The following is a 25,839-nucleotide window of genomic DNA, read 5'->3' on the forward strand; positions in this document are numbered from 1 at the left end:
CATCGACCGAGGAGTACCGATGCCATCCACCCGACGCTTCCGCGCCGCCACCGACCTGTTCTTGAAGACCACGACCTCCGCGCACCGGGCCGTGCTCGACCTCAGCGGCGGACGGCTCGGCACCCGTTTCAAGAGGATGCCGACACTGGCACTCACCACCACCGGACGACGAACCGGCCTGCCGCGCACCGTGATTCTCACAGTTCCCGTCGTGACGGATTCGACCTACCTGATCGTGGCCTCCCGCGCGGGCGACCACGTCTCCCCCGACTGGTTCCACAATCTGTGCGCCGACCCGTCCGTGCGGGTGTCCTTCCAGCACGGCGCCACGCGAGCCATGACCGCCCGCGTACTCGACCCGGCCGAACGCGACCGGCGGTGGCCGGAGGTCGTCGCGGCGTATCCGGGATACGAGACCTATCAGAAGCGGACCACCCGCCGGATACCGCTGATCCTGCTCGCCCCGGTCGCAGGCGATATGCCGTAGCCGTAGGCGGTCAGCGCGACTCCCGGCCCGAGGCCGCGGCGCTCGGGCGAATTCCTACGAACGACCCCGGTTCGACCCGAGCGTGTGACCGACCCGATCAGGATGTCCGCTGCTCGGCGTACTGTCCTCGGGGCCCAGTCGGCGCCGTGGCTATCGTGTGCTCGGTAGTGCGGGGATCATCGATGTCGGGTCGCCGAGGATGACCAGGCTTTGTCGGTCGATGGCGGTCAGTTTGGTGTAGGTGGCGCGTTCGCGGGCGCCGGGCTCTTGCGTGTCGATGCCGTCGCGGGCTCTCGCGAGCCGTGCGTAGAGTTCGCCGACGCCGAGGTAGTGCGATTGCAGTGCGCGGCCGATCGGCTGTCGCCGATACAGATTCGGGTATATCGCCTCGATCAGTGGCATGGTGAGTGGCTGACCGTTGCTCGGTTCGATCAGTGTCCAATCGAAGGTCGGTTCGACATGTCCGATGAACGCGCGCAGTGGCTTGTCGGCGCCGAGCAGCCGGGTCGGAAGCGGCGCGACCGCGGCGCCGAGGCCCGCGACCCCGTCGACGACCTTGAACGCGGTCGAATCTGTTTGCAGCAGACCGCCGTAGGAGGTGCCGTTGTTGCTGCCCGCGGAACAGCATGCTTGCGAGTACCACACCGCGCCCGACGGCGTCCATGCGCCGAGCAGTTCGTCGACGTCGAGTGTCGAGTGATCGGCGTCCACGGGTGAGCCGAGCGTCGCGCGCATGGCGGCGGGGTCGGCGAGTGGGCCGGTCTTGCCGTGGCTCGAGGTGACCACCACGGCCGGTGTGGTGGCGGCGAGTGCGGTGATGAGCGCCGCGCAGGTAGCCGCGGCGCCGGAGCGGCGGGTGACCGCAAGTTCGGGGTCGCCGCTCATCCGGGTGGTGAGGAAGTCGCCGACCAGTCGTTGCATGGCGGTGGTGATCGTGTCGACAGCGGTGCTCCAGACCAGCGGTGTGGTCGGTGCGACCGACATACCCGCCCAGTCGGTGAGCAGCGCGTCGATGTAGTTGCCGAGTTCGGCGTCGGGTAGGTCGAGCCTTCCGACGTGTTGGCGGCGGTTGAGTGAGAACTGCACATCCCACGGGACTACGGTCGGCGACCCGACGATCAACAGGTACAGCGGCATTCGGCCTCTGCCGGTACCGAATTCGGAGTTGCCGATGACGAGGCGCTGTGCGGTGCCGTCGCTGTAGTAGCGGGTGAGGAATTCGGTATCGCCTGGCACGCAGCGCAGCACGGGTGCGTTACCGCGGGCGCTGATCAACCTGCGGACGGGTTCGGGCGCGTCGACGCCCGCGGCCTTGTCGGCGGCAGTGAGGTCGGAGACCTCAGGAAGGATCACACCCCACCCGATCTCGGGGTCGCGCCAGTCGTCGGGATTCACGACCGGCGGCGCCAGCAGATTCGGTCGCGTCAACATCTTCGTCTTGGCGCCCCATCGCGACGCCTCGGGCGCGGTCACGCTGGAGACTTCGTCGTCTCCGGTGAAGGCGTTGAGGGTGATGGTCGCGGGCAGCGGTGTGGTCATCGCCGGGCCGCCGCTCGCAGGTCGGCCGCGACCTCGGGCGCGTCGATCGCGAGTAGGTCCGCCAATCCGTCGATGACGGTGGTCTCGCTGATGGCCCGTTGCAGATCGTTCTCGCTCTGACCGGGCGCGGCGATGTCGAGGGTGAACGTTCCGCGGCGGGTGTACATGACGGGCACTGTCCAGGCGTCGGCTTCGGCGACATCGTCGACGTGCATGTCGCGCAGTTTCTGCCTGGCCTCAACCATCGTGTCGGCCCAGGCCATCTCGTGCCGACCCGCGCCCCGGGCGAGGATCGCGGCGATCCGGGTGTAGACGCTGCGGTAGAACATCGCCGAGAACGCGACCGCGTCGGTATCGTTGATCTGGCGCTTCATCCCGATGGCGACCGGCACTCCGGTGTTGACGAATTCCTCCGCGTGGGTGAGCTGTTCGCCTGTCGCCTGCGCGCTGCGGCACGTGTTCAGATGCGCCAGCCAGGTGCCGGTCCGAGCGGCAGCGTGGGCGAGTTCGATCGCGGGCACGATCACCGAACTCGTGCCGCGGTCGAAATCCGATACTGTCGCCAGCTCCAGCACCGCTTGCTCGTCGCGCACCGCGCCGTGGCAGAAGACATGCAGGATATGCGGTGCGAGCGCGGCGATCCGAGGCACCAGCGACTCCGGATCCGCCGCGCCGGGCATCATGATCACCCGCTCGGCGGCGAGGTCTCGGCGGGCTGCGTCGGCGACGTGTTCGTCGCCGGTGATCACCGTCAATTCGATGTCGAGGCCCGCGGGCGCGGCCCGGGTCGCGCCGAAGATACTGTTCCATTCGGCGCTTCCGTCGACACCGACCGCCGAGATGACCGAGACCACCTTCAGCGGTGATGCGAACGCCCGCTCGGTCGCGGACTCCGTATCGCCGCCCCTCGGGAAACGCGCGATCGGCCACCTGGGGTCGAGGGCGAGGTACTTCTGTGCTTCTCGCAACGCTTCCCACGACAACGACACCGCGGTATCGACGCCGATGAAGAAATAGATCGGCAGGCTGGGATCCTCGATCCGGCGGGTCAACGCCACGGCGAGCGCGTTCTTGACCCGGTCGTGCTCGGAGAGCCGGGCGGCGATGGCCGCACCGATCTTGCCGACGTCGCGCAACCCTTCCAGCAGTGCGATTTCGGACAGGTCGATCTTCTTCGTCGCCCGATCGACGCCGTCGGCCTCGACGAAGTAGACGGGAAGATCGCCGTCCAACGACGGTTGCAGGTTGACCACGATGCGCTTCACAGTTCACGCTCCGCATGACGTTCGACTACCGCACGCGCCTTCTCCAGCGCGGACGCGACCCCCGCGTAGTACGCACTCTCGGAGCTGTTGGGCGATCCCCGGAATCGGCGCAGTTCGCCCTCCTTCTGCTCGATATAACGTTGCGCGGCGCCTAGCCACGCCGGCGTCGCCTCACGGTCGAAATGACGGGACACCGAGGGTGTCGCGGTCGGACGCGGGATGACCGATGGGAAGTCGGGCATGGCCTCAGCTGGTCGTCGGACGTGGTCGGGCTGGGCATAGAGCAGAACATCAGGGCTCGCAGGCGCCGCGGCGGGGCGGAATTCTCTGAGGAAGCGGTAGCACGCGGTCAGGTCGGCTCCCGGGGCCGGTCCCTCGGGCTCGTGCAGCAGCACCGGGCCCGCCCGGGTCGAACCCAGGTCGTCCACCACACGGCGCAGACCGTAGTCGGAGTTGTTGTGCTGTGGCCGGGTGAAGCCCGCCGTGAGCGCGCCCAACCGGGTGAGGGCGGCGGCCAACTCGCCCGCCTGCATCAATGTCAACATCGAGCCCCCGTCATCGGGCAGGTCCGGCAACAGGATCGCGCCCTGCGGACCCAGTTGCGCGCCGTGCGCGACCATGTGCACCGCGTCCACGCTCTGTCCCGCCAACGACAGTTTGATCCACCGGAACCATCGATTGCGAATATCACTGGCGTAGTCGCCGTCGTCGGATTTGTCGACCAACTCCGGCAAGTAGGTATGGAGCGTCACATCACCGGCAGCGGGGACGGCCGCACGCAGACGATCTCGCGTTCGGGCATCGCAGAATACGTGCACACGCACGTCGGGGACACCGGCCACGGCGCGCAGGATCTCCGGAGTTGCCGTGTCGGGCCGCTCCCACGGGCAGGCCACGAGGAGTACCAGATCGTAGGTCGAGGTCGTTCGTACCGGATTCGGCAAAACGTCCGGCAGGCGCAACAGCGGACGAGCCACCGCCGGTTGCAGATCGCGTTCCCACGGCACCGCGCCGAGCGCACCGTAGGGCTTGACCAGGTGCAGCCACAGCGGATCGGCCTCGACCAGTTCCGCGCGCGCCCATGCCCCGACCCATTCCGCGACAGCACCGGGAACCGCGAGTTCTGATCTACTCGGCCCCTCCACCGCCCCGTACCCGAATTCGGACAGATCGATCCGACGCGTCCCGTGGACCTGTTGCACGCCATCCACGTTCACGATCAACCGCAGCTCCACGCTGGGCGTGCGCTGCTCCATCGTCAGGCGCACCGCCACGACCGGCAGCCAATGCTCCTGTTGGAGCAGCATCGCCACAGTGGCTATCCCTTCACCAGAGAGAACAGCATCCACGCTGTCGACGGACCCGAGATATCGCTGTGCCCGCCGATCGTGCGAGACCCGTCGACCGCAAGCACCTCGGCCGCCGTGAGGTCGTACGGATCGCCCGGATCCTTGATCGTCACCTCGGCGAACGACAGCTCACCGCGCGGCCCGTACCCGCCGAGCGCGGCGTATTCATTCGGCGGCTCGTCACCCGCGATGCCGATGTCGCCCAGGTCTTTCCCGCGTCGCAGCGCCAGATGGAACACGGTGCGCAGCGGGAAATCGTGGACGCTGTAGGTCGTCATGATCGGATGCCGAACGAGCTCGGCCGCCGCGCGGTAGCCGCCTTCGGGTCGCGCGGCGGAGAAGCACAAATGGTTCACCGCGGGCTGCAACAGCAACAGCGAATCGACTTGCCTCGGTAGCGGCGCCCCGGTCGGCCGCGACACCGCGTTCAGCAGGACCCGCGCACCGTAGGAGTGCCCGACCAGGTGGAACCGCGTTGCCGCCGTGGTCGCTTCGAGCATTTCGCGCAGGACGGGACCGACCCCGTCGGCGCCGACGGCGCCCGCGCGGTCCTTCATTCGGTACACGGTCAGCATCCGGAACAGATTGCGCGGGTCCAGCTTCGACAGGAGCCCAGCGGCGTCGGGAGCACCCGCCCGTTCCCCCGCCGCGACACCGAAGTCGTCCGGGGAGTCCGGCAGGTCCGGGCGACCGGTCAGCGCACTCTCGAGCATCGCCCACGCTGCCAGTACGTCATCGGGTCGGCGGCGGTCGTCCTTCGGCAGATCGGCGTCACCGCCCGCATACACCGCGCCGAGCAGGTCGAGCAGGCGTCGGCCTGCGATCTCATCGACGGCCGGTGGTTCGACCAAACGGTAGAACTCCGCGCGGTCGGCGGGCGCGACCTCCGTGGCGAACGCCGCCTCCAGCGCGACGTCGCGTTCACCGATGTCATCACCGGCGCCCGCGATATCGGGGCCATGCTCCCACGGCAACTCCATGGCCGCCGCGGGCCAGAAGATCCCGACCAGCAGCGGCCGTTGGTCGCGTCCGAGCTCGAGGCCCTTGTCGCGCACCAGACTCTGGTAGGCCGCGATGAACGCGCGGTAGTTCGCCAACGCCGCGTTCCAGTCGTTGTTCCAGCCGTGACTGAAGAGGTAGACATCGGTGAAGATGTTCGAGCGCAACGCGTCCACCAGATGCTCCTGCGTCAGCGGGCTGGTGGATCGCCCGGCGGCATCGAAACGCAGGGTATAGAACGGCGCGCGAAAGCCGTCGGTCGTGAGTACATGATCGAACGGGCCGGGATCCGACGCCACAGCGCACCTCGTCTCACAGTCGGCGGGACTCTCGCGAACCCGCACGAGTGTGCCCGGGCTCGCGCGCAACCTCACGAGTAGTCGACTACCTGAACCGGCCGACCGTACCTCGAGACCGCGTACGCGCACGACGCCACACCACTGCCCGGCGTACCCGGTCACCCGCGGCACTCGGACGTCGGCGCGTCGCCGCCGCGCCCTGGACGCCAGGCCTACCGGCCCGCCATGGGCGACGGTGGCAATCAGCTCCATGTTCGACCGGCTACTCCCCTACCGCACGGGACTGAAAATTGCTCCGCACCCTCGACCCCGTCTGTCAGCCGCCGGACGACACGATCAACGGCAATTTGCCCCATCCGCGAACGCTGGAAGTGTGTGCTCGCGCGGCATTGTCGTAATCTATGTCCCATTTCGGCCAGCGACGGAGGAGTTCTTCCAGCGCGATGCGACCCTCCAGTCGGGCGAGTGCGGCGCCGAGGCAGAAGTGCAAGCCGTAACCGAAGCCGAGATGCGATGCGTCGCGGTGGATGTCGAACCGATCGGGATCGGAGAATCGCCGCTCGTCGCGGTTGGCCGACCCGTTGAGGAGCAGGATCACCGACCCTTCCGGCACGGTCTGGTCGTGGAATCGCGCGTCGCGGGCGACATAGCGGGCCTGGACCGGTGAAGGCGGCTCGAAGCGTAGGGTTTCCTCCACAGCGCGGGGAATCAGGCCTGGTTCGGCGACCAATTGCGCGCGCTGCTCGGGGTTCTCGGCGAGCAGCTGCGCCATGAATCCGATCAGCCGCGTGGTGGTCTCGTTGCCCGCGCCCGCGACGGTGCTGGTGTAGGTGAGGACCTCGAGTCGAGTCAGCTTTCTGCGGACGCCGTCCTCTTCGACTTCGGCGTCGAGGAGTTCGGTCATGAGATCGTCGGAGGGATGCTCGGCGCGCCACTCGATGTATTCGGCGAATACTTGCGCGCTCTGCTCGAAGGTACTCGCGTCGAACCGCGCGGAACTTTCACCGTCCTTGAGCGTGATCACTTCGTCGGTACTGTCACGGATGGCGGCCTGATCCGCTTCCGGGATGCCAAGGAGATACCCGATGGTGCGCATCGGCATCAACGCGCCGAAATCGGCGATCACATCGAATTCAGAGGTACCGACCAAGGGATCCAGCGCCTTGACACAGAAATTCCGCACCTGAGATTCGATCCCCAGCATCCGCCGTGGGCTGAAGACCTTCGCCAACAACTTGCGATGGACATCGTGGATCGGCGGATCTTCCCACAAGATGATACCGGGAGGTATCTCGGCGCCGGAGAAGATCACATCGGCGACGGTCCCCCGCCCCGAGCGGAACGTCTCCCAGTCGGCGAGGGCGGCGGCTACATCGTCGTAGCGGCTCACCGCATAGAAGTTGTGCCTGTCGTTGTAGTACAGCGGCGCTTCTGCACGCAGCCTCTTCCACACCGGGTAGGGATTCGAGTCGATGTCGAAATCGTATGGATCGTAATAGAGATCGACTGCTTTGGTGTCGGCCACCTGCCTGCTTCCCTTCACGCACCGTGAGCCACAGCCACGGAGAACCGAAATTTTGTTTCAAAATAGGCGTACGTATGCCGATGACTCCCAGAATCGAGAGTCGGCGTGGCCACGCGGCCGACGTACCATCGCGGGGCCCGTCGAACCGACTCGAGCACGCTCGACATGCTTGCTACGGGGGCTGATTCGGTACGCCGGTGAACAAGGGGGCAGTGGGACCCGCGGTCACCCAGCCACCGAGTTTGGTAGCGAGGTGCGGCGCGAACACGGCGCCGTAGAGCACATGCCCCACGAGCACGACCCCAACGATCGACAACAACGACGAGCGGAGCCTCGTGGTCGACTTCGCGTCGGCCCATACGTCGATGATGGTGCGGCCTTCGGGATCCGTGCGCCCGAGAAGGTAGGTGAAGACCATCATCTGCAGGCCCATGGCGAGTGCGTCGTAGAGCGGATACTGGTTCTTCGTGCCTTCCCAGAGCGCGAGCCCGGGGATCACGCGACCGTAGTAGAAGACGCCGAGCCGGGCCCCCAGTATCGCATTGAAAAGGAACGCCCAGATGAAGCCGACGACGAGCCCCACCACGAGAAGAGTTGTGGGCCTGGGCCACTCGAATTTCGAGATCAGCAGTCGCCCGAGCGCGGCACCGAGGACGGCAGGTAGAACGAAGTAGGCGATGTACCCGGGCGGCACCGAGGACGGCAGTCCGTACCAGGTCATGTTCAACGGCCACCACGATGGCATCCGGGGGATGGCGGGCGCGAACTGCGCATAGACCGCCCAGTCGTAGGGCGCCTCGATCCACGAGAACGAGATCGCCGAGATGCACACGAGCAGTAGCGGATGCAGACGACGGCGCCGGTAACTGAGGTAGATGCCGATCGCGACGAACGCGAATCCTCCGACGTAAGCGAAGGCTATGGCCGCTCGGAGCAGCGGCGTCAACTCGCCGTTCATCGACCGTACTCTCGGTCTCGACCGCGACCCACCTCGGGGTCGTAGCGCAGCACCAAGTAGAAGATGATGCCGATCAATCCGAATAGCGTAGCCAGCATGATGAATGCCCCCATGCCTGTGCCCCTTCCGATCCGAGTTGCGGACTTTTGGGTAGTGGCGACTATCTTATCGCTCAGATAGTGGAGACTATCTTGAAAATCGGTGAGCGCCAAGGGGTGCTCACGAAAGCGGACCACCGATACCCACTTCCCCACCGATCGAACAGAGGCGAAGATGCCGCATTCCACCCGCCGGCCCCGCGGCGCAGTGCGAGCACTGCTGCTCGAGGCGGCCCGCGCCCTCTTCGGCAGGCAGGACTACCGCAGCACCACCACACGTGAGATCGCCGACGCCGCAGGAGTCACCGAGGCGCTGCTCTTCCGGCACTTCGGCTCGAAGGCCGCACTGTTCCGCGAAGCTCTCGTCCTTCCCTTCACGAGCTTCGTCGACGAGTTCAGCCGGACATGGCAGGCGGTGGTCCCCGAGAACACCGACGAGGAGGAGCTGGCCCACCACTTCGTCGGGCAGCTCTACGCCGTGTTCATCGAACACCGCGGTCTGGTCGCCACTCTGCTGTCCTCCGAGACACTGAACGAGGAAGAGATGGCGGAGGCAGGCATCGCCGATATCCGACAAGCGCTGGCGGTGCTCGCGGGGATCAGCGCCGAAGGCATGGATCTGCGGGGAATGCAGTCGACCCATCCCGATCTCGCGGCACACTCCACGGTGGCGATGATCGTCGGGATGGCCGCCCTGCAGAACACGTACTTCGGAACCGAGCCACCGCCGCGAGAAGCGATCATCGATGAGCTGACTCAGGCGGTTCTGCACGGCTTCCTGCATCGACACGGATGACCACGGCGCAGGTCGGTGGTACGCGCGGGCAGATAGAGGACTGCCACGTCCGTCATTGCAAGGCCGGGTAGGCGACGGACTTGATCTCGGTGTATTGGTCGAATCCCGCGATACCGTTCTGTCGGCCGATTCCGCTGGACTTGTATCCGCCGAACGGTACGTCGGCGCCGTATCCGACCGTGCCGTTGAGGCCGATGAATCCGGCGCGAAGCCGTCGCCCGATGGCCAACGCGCGGTCCAGGGATGCCGACATCACGTTGCCCGCCAGTCCGTATCGGCTGTCGTTCGCGATGCGCACAGCGTCGTCGTCATCATCGTAGGGAATGACCGAGAGCACCGGTCCGAAGATCTCCTCTTGTGCGATCGTCATGGAATTCTCGACGTCGACGAACAGGGTTGGTTTGACCCAGAATCCGCGGTCGAAACCATCCGGTTGTTCCTTGCCTCCACACAACAGTGTGGCGCCTTCATCGATGCCGGTCTGGATATATCCGAGTACACGGTCACGTTGCCCGGCCGAGATGACCGGGCCGCACAGGGTGCCCGGATTCTGGGGGTCGCCGGGGGCGACGCTGTTGTACATGGCTTCGAGGAGCGCGACCCCTTCGTCGTATCGAGAGCGGGGAAGCAGCATGCGTGTCGGATTGGCGCAGCCCTGACCGGCGTGCATGCACGGGGCGATACCGATGGCGCACGCGAGATTCAGATCCGCGTCGTCACAGACGATCGTCGCGGACTTCCCTCCGAGTTCGAGGAACAGGCGCTTCATGGTTGCCGCACCCTTCTCCATGATGCGACGCCCGACCGCGGTCGACCCGGTGAACGAGATCAGATCCACTTTCGGTGACAGGGTCAGTTCTTCGCCGACCAGGTGATCCGAGGCTGTCACGACATTGACCACGCCTGCGGGAATGTCGGTCTTTTCGGCGATCAGGCGTCCGAGACGAGTGGCGTTGAACGGGGTATCGGGTGCGGGCTTGAGCACGACCGTGTTCCCCGTCGCGAGAGCTTGCCCGAGTTTGTTGATGGCGATCTCGAAGGGAAAGTTCCACGGGGTGATCGCGCCGACGACGCCGACCGGTTCGCGCAGGACCTTGCGGGTCGTCCGCACGCCTGTCAACGCCACGAACGTGTCGCCGAGATCGGTCTCCCATGCGTATTCGCCGATGAGTCGAGCCGGATACTTGAAGCCCTCGGCCAGTGGCGCGTCGAGCTGTGGTCCGTAGGTGATGGCGCGGGGGCAGCCGACCTCTCGAATCAACTCTTCGCGCAGTTGCTCCTTCTCGGACTCCACGGCGTCGTGCAGCTGTAGCAGGCATCGGCGCCGGAAATCGTGGTCGTTGGCCCACGAGGTGTGATCGAAGGCGCGGCGCGCCGCATCCACGGCATCGCGCATGTCATCGAGGGAAGCATCGCTCACCTCGCCGATGACTTGTTCGGTCGCGGGATTGATATTCGCGAAGGTTCCGGCTCGCCCCTCGACGAGCCTGCCGTCGATGAGCATCCTCGACTCGAACGGAGCGTCGGTGTCGTCAGTCATGGATCGAACTCTCTTTGCGGCGGACAGCGTCCTCGGCGACGGAATCGGTCGGATCACCGGACGTCGAGGCGACCGGATCCGTGAGCGGGCTCGGCTGTTTCGGCGGACGAATCTTCGTCGACCACAGACCGAGTCGCCGCAGCACAGGTTGCGGCAGCGCTTTCGCGATGACCGTCACGGCTCGCACCGTCCGGCTCGTGTGCGTGGCGTCGGGGCTCATGGACCGGAATTTCGGAAGTCCCATCGCGACCCGGACCACTTGATGCATCGTCGTGGTCGGCAGGATCTTGTTCGCCGCCACCAATGCCGCGGCGTCGAATCCGGCCGATCGCCGCGAGTACGGCGTGTTCCGCTCCAACGCGCGTGCGAGCAGCGCCGCGAACTTCTCGGGCGGCCGCGCGATCGTCATCGCGGCGCGGCCCCGGTGGTCGATACTGCGGTGATGGCGTCCGTAGGGGCCGTCGAAGTCGCGGAAGGTCGAGGTTCCTTCGTCCGTGATGATCTCGGTGTCGAAGACTCCGGCGACGATCACCTGGACCCCGAGACCGTACGGGGCGATCTCGCCCGCCAACGACTCACCCCATCGTTCCAACGCGGCCTTCGCCGCGGAATACGCTGAAATGGAGGGCATTCCACGTACGCCGCCCGCGCTGGAGATGAGCACGATCCGCCCCCGTCCCGCCGCGCGCATCCCCGGCAACAGATCCTTCGTCAAGGCGACCGGACCGAACAGGTGCGTGGCGAACATCTGCTGCCACAGCGCCATCGGCGTCTCCTCGACCGCACCCGCGGCCGCGATACCGGCGTTGTGCACCACCGCGTATGGAGCGCCGATCAGGCGGATCACCGTAGCGGCCGCCGCGGCAACCGATTCCGGATCGCAGAGGTCAAGTTCTACTCCGAGCAAGCGAGGGTCGTCCGCCGCGGCGCCCGTGGCCTCACGCAGTGTGGCCATCCCCTTGTCCGGTGCACGCATGGCCGCGATCACCTGCCAACCGCGTGCGTACAGATACGTCGCCGCTGCCAGGCCTAGTCCGCGGGATGCTCCGGTGATGAGGACGCTTCTGGTTTCGCTCATCGCATCGCTCCCGCGAGTTGGTTGTCGGGGTGACCGATGCAGCTCCGCCTCATCGGAACAGCGCTGTCGTTCGTCCCTCCTGCGGCGACTTCGGGCACGATCAGCCTCTGTGATTTCATGCCCGGTCCTCTCCGAAGCGATCGACCAGGTGAGAATTCACACCGTCGGGATCGAGTGAGCGCGCCACCAGGTATCCCGCACCCATCCATGCCCGTCTCGTCCACTTGCCCAACGACACACGTGTACCCGGTGCGCCCGAGGCCGCGGGCATCATCTTGATGCGCTCGAGCGCTTCCTTGACGCCACGCGGACTCAGCGGATGCGCGTCGGCGAATGCCCGCAGCAGCGTTTGAGCGACGTCGTGGTTCACCATCGGGACGCAGTATTCCGGTCGGCGACCGTATCGCTTCTCGTAGCGATCGAGATACGCCTGCCCGACCGTATTCGCTTCGTCGTACTGATCGATGCCGATCCAGCCGGTGAACGCCTTCCACATGACGGGATTGATCCAGGCATTCTGGAAGGCGGTGCTGGTGTACCGTGGCGGATCCCAATCCAATTCTTGTAGAGCGGGATTGATGAAGACGATGCCGAATCCGAAACCACAGTGCACGATCGCCTCCGGCGCGGCGCGGTGCAAGGTCTCGACGGCTTCGCCGATGTCCTGCGCGGTCTGGGCGATCGCCGCCTCGGCCACGATTCGGATACCTTTCGCCGCGCACGCGCGATGGAAGTTCCGAAGGTAGCTCTCGCCGATCAGCGACCGCTCGACGAGAACTCCGACCGTCGTGTGCCCGGCTTCGGCGAGCAGATCCGCCCAGAAGATGGGCTCATCGGTCATCGAGCCCTGGGGAAAGGAGAAGGTCCACTCCCCCAGCCAGTCGTCCGTGCCGGTGACCGAGATCGCGGGAACCTGGAAGCGCTGCTCGACAGCCTCTTTCGTCGCGACGCAATTGTCGGTGATGTTGGGACCGAAGACCAGCAGACAGCCCTCGTCGACCAACTCGCCGAAGGCGTCGATCACCGCCTTCACCGAACCCTTGGGCAGCCCCTCGACCTCCTTGTACACGATCTCCACCGGCCGGTCGATGACCCCCGCTTGCCGCCCTTCCTCGAACACCAGCTCGAACGGGCGCGACAGGTCGTCCAGCATCTCCTTCGGGTATCCCTCGGGCAACCGGAAATCCATGAGATAGCCGACTTTTATCGGATGTGCAGTGCTTTCGTAGGACATGACACCTTCTGACGACTCCCTACTCGCAGCGGTTCCCACGAGCAAACCGAATTTTTGTTCACAAATGTATAGACTGCCGCGCGTCATAGTCAATCACTTCGTCATCCCCACCCGACTCGACCGCACCTGTCGCGCGACAACGCGCCGAAGCCGGAACCTCCGCGGCACAGCCTCGACACGAAGCAGGACACGCGCGCGATCCTTGTCTCGTCGCGATCAGCGGCCCAGAGATATTCCGAGGTAACACCGCTATTCAGTGCCGAATCACCGCCATACGTCGACTCCGAGCGGCGAGGTCGAGCCGAACCGTGAACCGACCCCGCGTCGATCAGCGTCGAGGACACGCCACCAACCGGCCTCGAGCGAGCGAGTACGCCGATCGCCGCGGGCGCCGCCGGGCACAGCACATCCGACCGCAACCGCCACACACATGTTTGACCAAATTTCTGCTCCAAAGTATGGTATGCCCGGACACCAAGTCAATCGCCGGAGACGAATCGCGTTTTCTTGCGCTGATCAACGAGTTTCGGTCTCCCGCGCCTAGGAGCGCCGCATGGACATGAACGATTTCATCCTGGTCTCGGTCGACGACCATCTCGTCGAACCCCCGGACATGTTCGCCGATCACATCCCCGCCAAATACAAGGACGACGTGCCCAAGTTGATCCAGCGCGTCGATGGAACGGACGCGTGGGTGTTCGAGGGTCAGGAGGCCACCAATGTCGGCCTGAACGCGGTCGCCGGACGGCCGCCGGACGAGTACGGCGCCGAACCGACGAAGCTGGCCGAGATCCGCGAAGGCTGCTACGACATCCACGAGCGAATTCGCGACATGAACGCCAACGGCGTGCTCGCCGCGATGAACTTCCCCTCCTATCCGCAGTTCTGCGGCCAGTATTTCGCCCGCGCCAAGGACAAGGATCTCGGCCTCGCGGTTCTGCGTGCCTACAACGACTGGCATATCGATGAGTGGGCGGGCACCTACCCCGGACGCATGATCCCCATCTCCCTCCCCCCGATCTGGGACCCGAACCTGATGGCCGAGGAAGTCCGACGGGTCGCCGCGAAAGGCTGCCACTCGGTGACCTTCTCCGAGAACCCGACCAAACTCGACTATCCCTCGCTGCACGACCCGCACTGGGACCCCTTCTGGCAAGCATGCAGCGACACCGACACCGTCGTCTGCCTGCACATCGGCTCGTCCTCGTCGGTCGTGATCACCTCGCTCGACGCGCCGGTGGACACCATGATCACCCTGCAACCGATGAGCATCGTGCAAGCCGCGGCCGATCTCGTGTGGTCGCCGGTGCTGCGCAGATTCCCCGACCTCACCTTCGCCCTCAGCGAAGGCGGCATCGGCTGGATCCCCTATTTCCTCGAACGCATCGACCGCGTCTACACCATGCACCGCGCCTGGACTCACCAGGACTTCAAAGGCAAGCTCCCCAGCGAGGTATTCCTCGACCGCATCGTCACCTGCTTCATCGATGACGGATTCGGCATCGAATGCCGAGACAAACTCAACCTCGACATGGTCACCTGGGAATGCGATTATCCGCACTCCGACTCCACGTGGCCGGTCGCCCCGGAAACGCTCGACCGGCATTTCCAAGGCGTTTCCGACCACGACATCAACCGGATCACCCACCAGAACGCACTGCGCCTGTTCTCCTTCGATCCCTTCACCCACATCCCGAAGGAACACGCGACAGTTGGCGCACTACGCGCCCTCGCCAAGAACGTGGATCTCGGATACCGCTCGTCCGAACGCCTCCGAAAAACCGGAACCGAGACCGTGACCGTACTCGACCTCGCGGCCGAACTGCCCACCACATGAACGTCCACTTCGTACGGGCTCCCGCAGGCGATCAGACCTGACATAGAGCCCGTGACGGTCACCGCTGACGAATAGGACTTCGGTCGAGAGGAGCGAGATGCCCGGCGGTGACCAGGCTGGTTGTCGGCCCGTTCGACCGTTCCGCCGTCAGCCGCAGGTGTGCCGACGCCTGGCGCGGACGCTCCCCGATGTCCCGCATCGACATCGGGGGCGAACCTGGCCTCGGTGCGGCGCGAGCCCTCCGAGGACGTAGCAGTTTTCCGCGTGATCAGAGGTGGAAGTCGTACCACCGCAGGTAGCCGCCGGCGTCGACGCGCATCTGCATCCCGGTCACATATCGAGATTCGTCCGACGCCAGGAAGACCACGACCTCGCTGATGTCCTCGGGCTCCACGTAGGGAATCGGCATCACCTGCTGCACAGGGAAAGCCACCTCCACCTCTTCCCTGGTCGGATTCTCCAGATCCGGCCGGAACGCCTTGTACATCGGCTCGCTGTGCAACATCGGCGTGTTGCAGTTGGTCGGATGGATCACATTGGCGCGGATCTTGCTCGGTCCGAATTGGGCAGCCAACTCGTGGACATACTGCGACAGCATCCGCTTGGACAACGCATAGGCGATACCGCCCGGATCGGTGCCCGGATTGTCGAGTTGCTTGGTGTTCATCAGACCCGCGGTCGATCCGGTAGCGATGATCGAAGCGCCTTCCTGCAAATGGGGAAGAGAGACCTGGATCGCGTTGATCGTGCCGACGAGGTTGGTGGAGATCGTGTCACACCACGCCTGACGCTTCGGTTCACCGGCCATACCCGCGATACCGGCTTGGGCGACCACGATATCCAGTCCACCGAATTCCGCGATACCCGCCAGAACCGCTTCCTCCAACGCCGCGGCGTCACGGACATCGGCCTGTCTGGTCAACACCTGTTGCCCTGCCTTCCGGACCAGTCGAGCGGTCTCCGCCAGATCATCGGGCGTTGCGAGAGAGTAGCCGAGACTCTCGACATCGCGACACAGGTCGACAGCGATGATGTCGGCCCCTTCCTCGGCCAAGCGCACCGCGTGGCTGCGGCCTTGTCCCCGCGCCGCTCCGGTGATGAAAGCGACCTTTCCTGACACACGCCCCATCTTCTTCATACCTTTCGCTGGGTTCGACCGTTCGGCCGCGACCGACGCACCGCCGGAATCCGATCGTTGTCGTGAACCGATCCGCCCCCGCACTCCGTCCGGGGCAATCGCAAGGAAGCTTCGACGTTTTCGCTTCGGCCTACGCTTCGGCGGGTACCCTACCTTACGAAACGAATATTCGGTTCACAAGTGTTCGGCACCATCCGCCTGCGACAACCCGCTCCGCGTTCGCGCTGGCCCATTGACTGTTTCGTCGACGAAAACCACTCTCGCACGATCATTTTCAAGTGTTGACGCGCCCGTCACGGCATGGTTAAGTCTGCCCCGAACGAATATTCGGTCCCCAAGTCGAGGAGGCCACGTGAATGTGCTCGTCCATCTCCTGACCAGTGGCTCGTACCCGAACACGTGGACGCGGACAGCGACCGCGACGGCATTCCCCGCCGCGGTCGATGTCTCGCCGCAGGCATCAGGAACCCCGGCTCGTGTCTAGCGGCGATTCGGTGGCGGCCGATGACCACAGACGCCGCGCGAGCGCGGAAGTCGCCGAATGGGGTAAGGGGTATGTCCGGCGGCACCCCCGCGCGTCCCTGGAGACCGTCGGCAGGCAGGTGCTCATGGGAGGACGAGCGATCCGGTATCTGGTGACCGACGTCGCCTCCGGCAAGTTCCCGTTCGGGGAATTCGTCGAGCAGGCCGCCTTCATGGTGAAGACCTCCTACGTGCCGACGGTGGCCGTAGCGCTGCCGGTGAGCGCGACCCTGTCCATCCAGTTCGGCCTCCTGGCAGGTCAGGTCGGCGCGACCTCCCTGGCAGGCGCCGCCAGTGGGCTGGCGGTGATCCGCCAATCGGCGCCACTGGTGACCGCGATCCTGCTGGCGGCGGCGGTGGGATCGGCGATCTGCTCGGACCTGGGCGCACGCACGATCCGCGAAGAGATCGACGCGCTCGAGGTCATGGGCGTCTCCGCGCTGCGAAGGCTGGTTGTGCCACGTCTGGCCGCTGGAATTCTGGTGGCCATGGCGCTCACCGGGTTCAGTTGCTTCATCGGATTCCTCGCAGGCTATCTGTTCAACGTCTACGTGCAGGGCGGTACGCCCGGCAGCTTCATGGCGACCTTCTCCTCGTTCGCCACTATCGGAGATCTGTTCCTGGCGATGGTGAAAGCCGCGGTGTTCGGCGTCATCGTCACCATCGTCGCCTGCGAGAAGGGCCTGCACGCCAAGGGCGGCCCCGGCGGGGTGGCCAATTCGGTCAACGCGACGGTGGTGGCCTCGATGATTCTGCTCATGGTGGTGAATGTCGGATTCACCGAGATGTACACGGTGTTGTTCCCGAGGACGACTTTGTAATGGCGGCCACCTATCTTCCACCGGGCGTTCGAGCAGTCCTGCGGGTCACCAGCGGGCCGATCGAGATTTTCGCCCGCCTCGGGCACATGATCACCTTTTTCGTTCGGGCCATCACCTCGATCCCTCTCGCCGTCCGGTACTACGGGCGGGAATCGGTCAAACTTCTCTCGGATGTCACCTGGGGCAACGGTTCACTGGTCGTCGGCGGCGGCACAGCCGGTGTGATCATCGTGCTCGGCGCGTCGGCGGGCGCGATCGTCGGCATCGAGGGATACAGCGCACTGAAACTGCTCGGTATGGAACCGGCCACCGGCATGATCGCGGCAACCGCGGCCACACGCGAGTTGGCCCCGATCATGGCCTCGATCGCCTTCGCCTCCCAAGCCGGATGCAGATTCACCGCCCAACTGGGATCCATGCGGATAGCCGAGGAGATCGATGCCCTCCATGCCGTCGCGATCCGCCCGATCCCGTACCTGGTGTCGACCCGATTGCTGGCGTCGATGGTCGCTTTCGTGCCGCTGTTCCTGGCCGCGCTGGCCGCGGACTATCTCGCCGTAGAGGCATTCGTGTGGGTCGCGGGCGGCGATTCCTTCGGTACCTACGAGCACTACTTCAATCTCGTGCTCACCGGCGCGGATATTCTCTATTCGCTGCTGAAAGGACTGGTCTTCGTTGTCATCACCACGACGATCCAGTGCTACTACGGCTTCTACGCCACCGGCGGACCACAGGGCGTCGGCGTAGCCGCGGGACGCGCGATGCGCGCCGGTATCACCGTGATGATTTCGGTGAATTTGCTGATGACACTGGCGATCTGGGGATTCGACTCCGGATCGAGACTGAGCGGATGACGCATGCCGATATTGTTCGAATCCGACGATCGAGACCTGACCGGGCCGAAACTCCTGCTACGCGGCGCCGCCTTCGCCGTCGTCGCGACCGCGGTGGTGGTCGCGGGAATCATCCGCTCACAGGGCGGTTTCGAGGAATCGATAGCCGTTACCGCCCTGATGTCCGATGTCGGAGACGGGTTGCCGCCGAAATCCGATGTCAAATATCGCGGCGTCCTCATCGGGATGGTTTCGGAAGTACTGCCCGCCACCGAAGGTGAACCGACCCGCGTCCGGCTGGATATGAAACCCGAGCATGTAGCCGGAATACCGAACACCGTCACCGCACGCGTCGTGCCGAGCAACGTCTTCGCGGTCCCATCGATCCAGTTGCTCGACAACGGCGCAGGCGCTCCCTTGGAAGCCGGGGCGAGGATCGAGGAAGATCGAAGCCTCGCAACCGTGCAGCTCCAGACGTCGCTGACGGCTCTGAGCCGCATCGCCGCCGCGGCGGGCCGATCACGCACCGATCCGACGGTCGGGATCCTCGAGACCGTCCAGCGCGCCACCAACGGCAGCGGCGCCGAAGCGCTTCGCGCCGGCGCCCAGTTGGAGCGAATCGTGCTCGCGATGGGCGAAGTGACCACCCCGGACGGCACTCGGTCCACTCTCGATACGCTCTCCCGCGCGATCGACGGGTTGCGGTCCTCCTCTCCCGACCTGCTCGCGGCGGTGCATCAATCCGTCGTCCCGCTGCGGACGATGGCAGCACAGCGAACACGGTTCGCCGAAATGATCAGCGCCGGGCTGATCACCACGGGCACCGTCGCCGACGCCATGGAAAACAACACAGGCACGATCCTCGGCATCACCTCCGATATGGCGCCTGTGCTCGACATCCTCGGCACGGGAAGCAAGAACTTCGCACAGATGGCGGTCTCGGAACGCGTCCTCTCCGACAAAGTCCGAACCGTCCTCTGGCGAGCGGACACCCAGAGCGGCGTCCCGAAGATCATCGTCGAACTCACCCCCCACAAGCAGTACACGCGCGAAGACTGCCCCCGCTACGGCGAACTCGCGGGACCGAGCTGTCTCACCGGCCCGCCGGGCCCCGGGGTCATCGGGACCGCCGAGACCCACCCGGCCACACCCGCCTCCGATATCGATGAGCGCCAACCCTGGGGCAGTCCACACGATCTGACACAACTCGCCGAAATACTCGGCGGCCCACCGGACGCTCTGTCGACCGCACTTCTCGTCCCACTCCTGCGCGGCAACGATATCCACGTAGCGGAAGGCACGAACAGCGCTGCGACAGCGGAGGAACCGCGATGAGCTACTGGCGCTCCGCTGTCGGCCTTGCCCTCTTTCTCGTCGTCGCCGTCGTTCTCACATGGATGGTCGGCACGACGTTGCAACGCGGCGTACCCGGCAGAACCCACAGCTATTCGGCACTGTTCACCGACGTGTCCGGATTGCGCGTCGGCGACGACGTGCGCATGGCCGGTGTCCAAGTGGGACGTGTGGATGGCATCGACATCGAGGGAACCGCGGCACGTGTCACCTTCGAAGTGCAGCGGAATCAGACCCTGTACGGCAACACGCGCGCCGCGATCACCTACCAGAACCTGATCGGCCAACGCTATCTCGGCCTGTCGTTGGCCGAACTCGATTCACCGCAGCCCCTGCCACCCGGCGCGCAGATCCCGCTGGAGCGCACCGAGCCATCGTTCGACCTCTCCATGCTGTTGAACGGATTCCAGCCGCTGTTCGGTCTCCTCGATCCCGCGGATGTCGACGACATCACCGCCGCGCTGATCCGCGCGTTACAAGGCGAAGACAGCGCGATTCCAGCTCTGATCGCCCGAACCGCCACTCTTGTCGAGTCCTTCGCGGCCCCCGACCAGATCCTCGGTTCGATGATCGACAATCTCAGCCAGGTCGTCGGCAACCTGTCACGGCAGGGCGGTCAGTTGCAGACGACGATCGCGCAGACACGAAAGATATTCGACGGTCTCCACGAACGACGCGACGCTCTGCTGGATCAGACCACAGATATCGCGGCAGTGGTCGGTCGAGCCGCGCAAGTGGTTCAAGGGGCCGCTCCCGCGCTGAACCGATTCCTCGAACGTGACAACGGTTTCTCTCGACATTTCGTCGAGAACCGGGAGTCGTTCGCCTATCTCGGCTTCAACCTTGCGCCGCTCATGCACGGGATGTCGCGCATCGTCGACCAAGGCGCCTATCTTACCGCCTACATCTGCGATATCGGCCTCAGCATGATCCCCGGCATCGACCCGCTCATCGCGGCGATCCTCGGAATCGCCAGTCCCAGCGGCAAACCCGAACACTCCCCAGTCTGTAGGTGACCGCGATGCGAAGACTCCGATTGCCCGCGCTCCGGCGACGCCGAGCCGGGGCTCCCACCGAACCCGATCCGCTACGCATCGGCATCGTCGCGGTCGCCGTGCTGCTGTCGGTGCTACTGGTGACCGTCGGCATCAATTCACTACATCTGGGCAAGGCGACGTATCAGGCGCAATTCGCCCAGGCCGCGGGGATCGCACCCGGCGACGCCGTCACCTATGTCGGAGTCCCGGTCGGCACCGTCACCAATACCCGCCTGACAGGCGACCATGTGACCGTCACCATGAAGATCGACCGTGACCTGCCGCTCGGCGCCGACACCCACGCGGCCGTCAAACTCACGACTCTGCTCGGCTCGCGCTATGTCGAACTGCGCTCCAACGGTATCGGCCGACTACCCGACAAGCGTATCCCCCTCGCGCAGACCGAGGTTCCCTACAACCTCGAGACCGCGTTACAGGACGCCACGAGAACCTTCGGGCAGCTCGACGCCGACCAGATCGCGACTTCCATGACCGCATTGTCCACGCAGCTACGCGACCTACCTCAGGTGGTTCCGGAGGTGCTGGGCAACGTGTACTCGCTGTCGGCGGTAATCGCTCAGCGTCGCGACCAGATCGCCACTCTGGTGACCAGTACCGCCCAGGTGACGACTGTGATCCGTGATCAGCAAGCCGATCTCGCGGCACTGGTGAGCCGGGGCCGCACGGTGCTGCAGGAGATCAACTCACGCCAGGACGCCCTGCGGCGGCTGCTCGCCGCGACCACCACGCTCATCCATCAGATCGAGCCGATCGCTGTCGGAGACAGGTCTCGAATTCAGCAGCTGCTCGATGATCTGCATTCGATGACCGCCATGATCGCAGGCAACGACGCCCTGCTGCGCAGCATATTGCAGATTCTGCCGGTGCCCTGGCGGTTGTTCGCCAACGCCACCGGAACCGGGATGGAGCTCTCCGCGGCCGCACCGGACGGGGCATTCGTCGACTCGTTCATGTGCGCGCTGAGCAAGCGTGCGATCGAATTGGGCAGGGCCCCTTACCACGAGGATTGCAAATGAGCAGAACACCGGGGCCGGCGAAGCTGTCCGCGGTCATCGCACTCGGCGCCGTATTGGCAGGATGCTCTTCGACGCTGAACCCGATGGCCGACGACACGACCATCATCGCGACCTTCTCCAACGCCAACGGTATCTATCCCGGCAATGTCGTTGCGGTCCTGGGGATGAAAGTCGGCGAAGTGGTCCGTGTGCAACCGCACGGCACCGGGGTCGAGGTCGAACTGCGTGTGAACGGGGATATCGAACTACCGGCCGAGGTCGAGGCGGTGACGGTATCGGACTCCGTCCTCACCGACCGGCATGTCGAGCTGACACCTGTGTATCGAGGTGGACCCCGGTTGACGAAGAACGCCGTCCTCGGCCCCGACCGCACCGACACCCCGATCGAGTTCGACAGCCTGATGGAGATGGTCGAGAAACTCACCGGAGCCCTCGGCGGCGACGGCTTCGGCAAAGGACCGGTCGCCGACCTGATGAGCCTGGGCACCGCGGCGACCGCGGGCAACGGCGACGACATGCGTGCCGCGTTGAGCGAACTGTCCAAGGCCATGAGACTCGGGGCCGACGACGGCGCCGGGATGCGCAACGCCATCACCGATGTGGTGACCAACCTGGACGCACTCACCGAACTCGCCGCCCGCAACGACCACACGGTCCGTGAATTCGGTTCCGGTATACAGCAATTGAGTGACCTGCTGGCGGACCAGAACATCGGCGCGGGCACGACCGGTGCAACTCTCAACCGTATCCTGGCCACCGTCACCGAACTACTGATCGACAATCAGCAGACCATCGCCGAATTGGCCTCGAACTCGAATACCGTGTTCGCCTCTGTGGCCGACTACCAGTACAACGTCGCGGAATTTCTGGATGTCTTCCCGCTGGTCGCCGACAACACCTACAACGCGATCGATCAGAACGTCGGCGCCCTGCGAGCCAATATCGACGTCAATCGCCTCCTCTTGGACGGGCAGATGGTCAAGGAAGTCTGCAACCTACTGAATCTAACGAACCTCGGTTGCAACACCGGCGATATGCGCGACATGGGCCCCGACTTCGGAATCACCGCGATACTGCAGGGATTGGCGGCGGCACGATGAACCGTCGCACCCACGCCGTACCGCTCGTGATCGCCGCCGCGGTCCTGGCCTCGGGAGTCACAGGCTGTTCGGCGAGCCTGGATCAGCTGCCGCTGCCCTCCCCCGGCCTGGACTCCGCCGCGTACTCACTCACCGCGACCTTCGACAACGCGTTGAATCTGCCCACGAAGGCGAAAGTGAGACTCAACGGCGCCGATATCGGCGAGGTCGAGTCGATGGTGGCGCGCAACTACGTCGCCGAGGTCACCCTGCGCATCCGATCCGGCGTCGAACTGCCGGTCGGTACCACAGCCGAGCTGCGGTCGGCCACACCCATGGGAGATGTCTTCGTCGCGGTGAGCCCACCGAAAACCCCCGCCCCGGACGGAGCCGTTCTGCACGACGGCGCCACCATCCCGATCGAGAACACCTCCGCGGCCTCGACGATCGAGGAAGCTCTCAGCCGCGCCTCACTGCTCGTCAGCGGCAGCACCCTGGAAAACCTCACCCACGTCGTCACCGCTCTCGGCGAATACGTCGGCGGACGAGGGGACCGACTCGCCGCGTTGATCACACACACCCGATCCATGCTCGACACGCTGGCCACTCGCTCCGATCAGATCAATCACGCCGTCGCCGGCGCCGCCGAACTGAGTAATACCGTGGCCGCGCAACAGAATTCCATAAACGACGCGGTGGCCGCCGCGGGCCCCGCACTCGAAGTGGTAGCCGAGAACACCGACGGACTGCTCGACCTGGTCGACCGCATCCACGCCATCACCGACCAACTGGCGCGATTCCCCACGATTCAGGGCACCAACAACGGCAGCATGGCCGAAGACATCGACCTGCTCGCCAAGGGACTCGCCGACGCCGCCGGACATCCCGACGCCGAACTCGACGCGCTCAACTCGATCATCGCCGTCGTCATGAAACTGACCTCGTCGTCCTCAGCGCACGTCGTGGTGGACGTGAACAAACTTGCCGCAGGAGCGGTGCCGGACCCCGGCTTCCCAGGGACACCGGGGGCTCGCCTGCCCGATACCACCGACTGGACCACCTTCGTCGGTTCACTCCAATACATGCTCGAACGCCTGGGCGGACGACTCGACGGAGCGCCACGATGACAAGACGACGCCTCGATCTCTCCGAACACCTCGCCGTCGCCGTCGTCGGCAGCGTACGTCGGGTCCGTGCGCACCGTTTGGCCGCCTCCGTCATCGGCTTGGTGGCGATCCTGGCCGCGGGCAGCGGCTATCTCACGATCGGCGCCCTGGATTTCGACCCGTTCGACTCGCCCTACCGCGTACGAGTCGAACTCGACCAATCAGGCGGACTACTGCCCGGCCAAGACGTCACCCTGCGGGGCGTGCGCGTCGGTCGGGTCGCTTCGGTCGAGGTGGACGGCGATACGGTGACCGCGGTCGCGGCCATCGACTCACACGTTCGGATCCCCGACAACGGCGAAGTCCGCGCCGCCGCGCTGTCCGCGGCGGGTGAACAGTACCTGGATTTTCTTCCCGAGACCGACAGCGGGCCGTTCCTGACCGACGGCGCGACCGTGCACCCCGACCGCACCTCCGCTCCGATACCGATGGCTCGCATGCTCGAAAAGCTCAGCGGCACTCTCGTCCAGGTTGACCCCCGGAAATTGCACGACATCTCCACCGAACTCGGTGTCAGCGCCGAAGGTCCGGACAAATTGGCCGACATCGTCAACGGCGGCATATTCATGATCTCCACCCTGGACGGGGTGCTGCCGCAGACGGTCAGCCTGATACGCAACAGCAAAGTCGTGCTCGGCACGCTCGACGACGGTGCGCCCGCGCTCCGCCGAACCGCGGAAGACCTGTCGGCCACCCTCGGTGGTGTCACACAGATGAGTGGCGGGTTCGAGCAACTGGTGAACCGCGCCCCCGAGACCTTCACCACCATGGACGCCATCATCGCTCAGAACTCACCGACAATGGTGCAACTCCTCGGCAACCTGACGACCGTCGGGCAGATGACACGGCTGCGAGTTCCAGCTTTCCGCGAGTTCTTCTTTCCCCAACAGCGCGCGGGCTCCACGATCGACGCGATCACCTCGGCGATCCACGACGACGGCGTGTGGGCACTGGTCAGCATCTATCCCCGCTACCAGTGCGACTACGACGTGCCGCGACGACCGGGCTCGGTACCGAATTTTCCCGCGCCGTATCTGTATTCCGACTGCACCGACCCCGACCCGACACTGCTCCCCCGTGGCGCCCGCAACGCTCCGCGGCCGCCGGGATGGAACGCTTCGGTACTGCCCCCCGGCGCGGATCCGCACGCCACCGCGGATCCGCCCCCGACGGGGAAGTACAGCATTCCCACACCATTCGGTGGCGCGGACGCGCCGAACTACATACCTCCCAACTGAGGTGCATCGCGGTGACGAAATCCGACACGACTACGTGCATACCCGACGAGGAGTCCGCCGACGGCGACGCCGAGGCGCTCGAGTCCGGCGACATCACAGGCACCCCACGGCGATTCCGACCGACCACCAGCGTCTCGATCGTGGTGCCGGCGACGCTTCTCCTGATCGCGGTGACGACGATCGGGTGGACCGGCTGGAAACAATACGACGACAGTCGGGTCGACGGCGCCGCGCGCGAAGCGCTCGCTACCGGCCAACAGTACGCAGTCATTTTGACCAGTATCGACTTCGGCCATATCGACCGAGACTTCGCCGCCATCGATGACGGGGCCACCGGCTCGTTCAAGCAGACCTACGCGGCGTCCGCCCCCCGGATACGGCCGCTACTGGTGCAGGCACAGTCGGTGAGCAAGGGACGCGTACTCAGCGCGAGCGTGCAATCGGCCGCACGGCGACGAGTCGTGCTGATGATGTTCGTCGACGCCGAAATCACCAATGCCACAACCCCGCAACCGCGAATGGATCGCAGCCGCGTTCTCATGACCATGGAAAACGTCGACGGTCGGTGGCTTGCCTCCGCCGTCGAAATACTGTGAGCCACTTCATCCCGG

At 65.0% G+C, this 25,839-nt stretch carries 22 protein-coding genes; 12 read left to right on the forward strand and 10 right to left on the reverse strand.

Annotation, left to right across the window (positions count from 1 at the left end; all coding sequences use genetic code 11):
- Nucleotides 1-19: 19 nt before the first annotated feature.
- A complete protein-coding gene (locus IT779_RS08360) occupies nucleotides 20-487 on the forward strand; it encodes a nitroreductase/quinone reductase family protein (protein WP_196148644.1) in 468 nt (155 codons plus the stop codon).
- Between the two features lie 150 nt (nucleotides 488-637).
- Here IT779_RS08360 and IT779_RS08365 read toward each other — a convergent pair whose 3' ends face one another.
- The 6 genes from IT779_RS08365 to IT779_RS08390 form a co-directional block, all read right to left on the reverse strand.
- Nucleotides 638-2,026, reverse strand: a complete 1,389-nt coding sequence (locus IT779_RS08365; protein ID WP_196148645.1) for a hypothetical protein — start codon at nucleotides 2,024-2,026, stop codon at nucleotides 638-640.
- Nucleotides 2,023-3,291 (reverse strand): CHAT domain-containing protein, encoded by a 1,269-nt coding sequence (locus tag IT779_RS38720; protein ID WP_196148646.1) that lies wholly within the window; start codon nucleotides 3,289-3,291, stop codon nucleotides 2,023-2,025. Before IT779_RS38720 ends, IT779_RS08365 begins: the two co-directional genes overlap by 4 nt.
- Complete coding sequence (locus IT779_RS08375) at nucleotides 3,288-4,604, reverse strand: hypothetical protein (RefSeq protein ID WP_196148647.1); 1,317 nt, start codon at nucleotides 4,602-4,604, stop codon at nucleotides 3,288-3,290. The genes IT779_RS38720 and IT779_RS08375 overlap by 4 nt, the downstream gene beginning before the upstream one ends.
- Nucleotides 4,605-4,609: 5 nt before the next feature.
- Nucleotides 4,610-5,938, reverse strand: a complete 1,329-nt coding sequence (locus tag IT779_RS08380) for a hypothetical protein (RefSeq protein WP_196148648.1) — start codon at nucleotides 5,936-5,938, stop codon at nucleotides 4,610-4,612.
- A gap of 316 nt (nucleotides 5,939-6,254) precedes the next feature.
- The gene (locus tag IT779_RS08385) at nucleotides 6,255-7,463 is read right to left on the reverse strand and encodes a cytochrome P450 (RefSeq protein ID WP_196148649.1); all 1,209 of its coding nucleotides are present in this window, start codon (nucleotides 7,461-7,463) and stop codon (nucleotides 6,255-6,257) included.
- 172 nt (nucleotides 7,464-7,635) lie between these two features.
- Complete coding sequence (locus IT779_RS08390; protein WP_196148650.1) at nucleotides 7,636-8,421, reverse strand: spirocyclase AveC family protein; 786 nt, start codon at nucleotides 8,419-8,421, stop codon at nucleotides 7,636-7,638.
- A 273-nt stretch (nucleotides 8,422-8,694) separates the two neighbouring features.
- Here IT779_RS08390 and IT779_RS08395 point away from each other — a divergent pair, with 273 nt between their 5' ends.
- A complete protein-coding gene (locus IT779_RS08395; protein WP_196149143.1) occupies nucleotides 8,695-9,315 on the forward strand; it encodes a TetR/AcrR family transcriptional regulator in 621 nt (206 codons plus the stop codon).
- A 52-nt stretch (nucleotides 9,316-9,367) separates the two neighbouring features.
- On the opposite strand, the gene IT779_RS08400 is transcribed toward IT779_RS08395, so the two are convergent.
- The 3 genes from IT779_RS08400 to IT779_RS08410 all read right to left on the reverse strand — a co-directional run bounded on the left by IT779_RS08400 (nucleotide 9,368) and on the right by IT779_RS08410 (nucleotide 13,167).
- Entirely contained in the window at nucleotides 9,368-10,855 is a 1,488-nt protein-coding gene (locus IT779_RS08400; RefSeq protein ID WP_196148651.1) for an aldehyde dehydrogenase family protein, read from the reverse strand.
- Nucleotides 10,848-11,933, reverse strand: coding sequence for an SDR family oxidoreductase (locus tag IT779_RS08405; protein ID WP_196148652.1), 1,086 nt, complete (start codon nucleotides 11,931-11,933; stop codon nucleotides 10,848-10,850). The genes IT779_RS08400 and IT779_RS08405 overlap by 8 nt, the downstream gene beginning before the upstream one ends.
- 115 nt (nucleotides 11,934-12,048) lie before the next feature.
- Nucleotides 12,049-13,167 carry an ABC transporter substrate-binding protein gene (locus IT779_RS08410; RefSeq protein WP_196148653.1) on the reverse strand — a complete coding sequence of 373 codons (1,119 nt, stop codon included), beginning with the start codon at nucleotides 13,165-13,167 and terminating at the stop codon, nucleotides 12,049-12,051.
- Between the two features lie 553 nt (nucleotides 13,168-13,720).
- Between IT779_RS08410 and IT779_RS08415 the strand changes: the two genes are divergently transcribed.
- Nucleotides 13,721-15,004, forward strand: a complete 1,284-nt coding sequence (locus IT779_RS08415) for an amidohydrolase family protein (RefSeq protein ID WP_196148654.1) — start codon at nucleotides 13,721-13,723, stop codon at nucleotides 15,002-15,004.
- 268 nt (nucleotides 15,005-15,272) lie between these two features.
- Here IT779_RS08415 and IT779_RS08420 read toward each other — a convergent pair whose 3' ends face one another.
- Nucleotides 15,273-16,133: a mycofactocin-coupled SDR family oxidoreductase gene (locus tag IT779_RS08420; RefSeq protein ID WP_196148655.1), complete on the reverse strand. Its 861-nt coding sequence runs from the start codon at nucleotides 16,131-16,133 to the stop codon at nucleotides 15,273-15,275.
- A 485-nt stretch (nucleotides 16,134-16,618) separates the two neighbouring features.
- Here IT779_RS08420 and IT779_RS08425 point away from each other — a divergent pair, with 485 nt between their 5' ends.
- From IT779_RS08425 to IT779_RS08465, 9 genes are all read left to right on the forward strand, one after another.
- Nucleotides 16,619-17,485: an MlaE family ABC transporter permease gene (locus tag IT779_RS08425; protein ID WP_332838719.1), complete on the forward strand. Its 867-nt coding sequence runs from the start codon at nucleotides 16,619-16,621 to the stop codon at nucleotides 17,483-17,485.
- Nucleotides 17,485-18,339 carry an ABC transporter permease gene (locus IT779_RS08430; RefSeq protein ID WP_196148657.1) on the forward strand — a complete coding sequence of 285 codons (855 nt, stop codon included), beginning with the start codon at nucleotides 17,485-17,487 and terminating at the stop codon, nucleotides 18,337-18,339. The genes IT779_RS08425 and IT779_RS08430 overlap by 1 nt, the downstream gene beginning before the upstream one ends.
- Before the next feature lie 3 nt (nucleotides 18,340-18,342).
- A complete protein-coding gene (locus IT779_RS08435; RefSeq protein WP_196148658.1) occupies nucleotides 18,343-19,653 on the forward strand; it encodes an MlaD family protein in 1,311 nt (436 codons plus the stop codon).
- Nucleotides 19,650-20,687 (forward strand): MCE family protein, encoded by a 1,038-nt coding sequence (locus IT779_RS08440; RefSeq protein WP_196148659.1) that lies wholly within the window; start codon nucleotides 19,650-19,652, stop codon nucleotides 20,685-20,687. Before IT779_RS08435 ends, IT779_RS08440 begins: the two co-directional genes overlap by 4 nt.
- Nucleotides 20,688-20,692: 5 nt before the next feature.
- The gene (locus IT779_RS08445; protein WP_196148660.1) at nucleotides 20,693-21,745 is read left to right on the forward strand and encodes an MCE family protein; all 1,053 of its coding nucleotides are present in this window, start codon (nucleotides 20,693-20,695) and stop codon (nucleotides 21,743-21,745) included.
- Entirely contained in the window at nucleotides 21,742-22,845 is a 1,104-nt protein-coding gene (locus tag IT779_RS08450) for an MCE family protein (RefSeq protein WP_196148661.1), read from the forward strand. Before IT779_RS08445 ends, IT779_RS08450 begins: the two co-directional genes overlap by 4 nt.
- A complete protein-coding gene (locus tag IT779_RS08455) occupies nucleotides 22,842-23,951 on the forward strand; it encodes an MlaD family protein (protein ID WP_196148662.1) in 1,110 nt (369 codons plus the stop codon). The genes IT779_RS08450 and IT779_RS08455 overlap by 4 nt, the downstream gene beginning before the upstream one ends.
- A complete protein-coding gene (locus IT779_RS08460) occupies nucleotides 23,948-25,228 on the forward strand; it encodes an MlaD family protein (protein ID WP_196148663.1) in 1,281 nt (426 codons plus the stop codon). Before IT779_RS08455 ends, IT779_RS08460 begins: the two co-directional genes overlap by 4 nt.
- A 140-nt stretch (nucleotides 25,229-25,368) precedes the next feature.
- Entirely contained in the window at nucleotides 25,369-25,824 is a 456-nt protein-coding gene (locus IT779_RS08465) for a hypothetical protein (RefSeq protein WP_196148664.1), read from the forward strand.
- Nucleotides 25,825-25,839 lie beyond the last annotated feature (15 nt).

Origin of the sequence: Nocardia bovistercoris, from assembly GCF_015674855.1 — a bacterium.
In the GTDB taxonomy this organism is placed as follows: Bacteria; Actinomycetota; Actinomycetes; order Mycobacteriales; family Mycobacteriaceae; genus Nocardia; species Nocardia bovistercoris.

Bases quoted from the DNA above. Each gene is read 5' to 3' on its own strand.
- IT779_RS08360 (WP_196148644.1), top strand. From the start codon at position 20: ATGCCATCCACCCGACGCTTCCGCGCCGCCACCGACCTGTTCTTGAAG.
- IT779_RS08365 (WP_196148645.1), bottom strand. From the start codon at position 2,026: ATGACCACACCGCTGCCCGCGACCATCACCCTCAACGCCTTCACCGGA.
- IT779_RS08390 (WP_196148650.1), bottom strand. From the start codon at position 8,421: ATGAACGGCGAGTTGACGCCGCTGCTCCGAGCGGCCATAGCCTTCGCT.
- IT779_RS08395 (WP_196149143.1), top strand. From the start codon at position 8,695: ATGCCGCATTCCACCCGCCGGCCCCGCGGCGCAGTGCGAGCACTGCTG.
- IT779_RS08400 (WP_196148651.1), bottom strand. From the start codon at position 10,855: ATGACTGACGACACCGACGCTCCGTTCGAGTCGAGGATGCTCATCGAC.
- IT779_RS08405 (WP_196148652.1), bottom strand. From the start codon at position 11,933: ATGAGCGAAACCAGAAGCGTCCTCATCACCGGAGCATCCCGCGGACTA.
- IT779_RS08410 (WP_196148653.1), bottom strand. From the start codon at position 13,167: ATGTCCTACGAAAGCACTGCACATCCGATAAAAGTCGGCTATCTCATG.
- IT779_RS08415 (WP_196148654.1), top strand. From the start codon at position 13,721: ATGGACATGAACGATTTCATCCTGGTCTCGGTCGACGACCATCTCGTC.
- IT779_RS08420 (WP_196148655.1), bottom strand. From the start codon at position 16,133: ATGGGGCGTGTGTCAGGAAAGGTCGCTTTCATCACCGGAGCGGCGCGG.
- IT779_RS08430 (WP_196148657.1), top strand. From the start codon at position 17,485: ATGGCGGCCACCTATCTTCCACCGGGCGTTCGAGCAGTCCTGCGGGTC.
- IT779_RS08435 (WP_196148658.1), top strand. From the start codon at position 18,343: ATGCCGATATTGTTCGAATCCGACGATCGAGACCTGACCGGGCCGAAA.
- IT779_RS08440 (WP_196148659.1), top strand. From the start codon at position 19,650: ATGAGCTACTGGCGCTCCGCTGTCGGCCTTGCCCTCTTTCTCGTCGTC.
- IT779_RS08445 (WP_196148660.1), top strand. From the start codon at position 20,693: ATGCGAAGACTCCGATTGCCCGCGCTCCGGCGACGCCGAGCCGGGGCT.
- IT779_RS08450 (WP_196148661.1), top strand. From the start codon at position 21,742: ATGAGCAGAACACCGGGGCCGGCGAAGCTGTCCGCGGTCATCGCACTC.
- IT779_RS08455 (WP_196148662.1), top strand. From the start codon at position 22,842: ATGAACCGTCGCACCCACGCCGTACCGCTCGTGATCGCCGCCGCGGTC.
- IT779_RS08460 (WP_196148663.1), top strand. From the start codon at position 23,948: ATGACAAGACGACGCCTCGATCTCTCCGAACACCTCGCCGTCGCCGTC.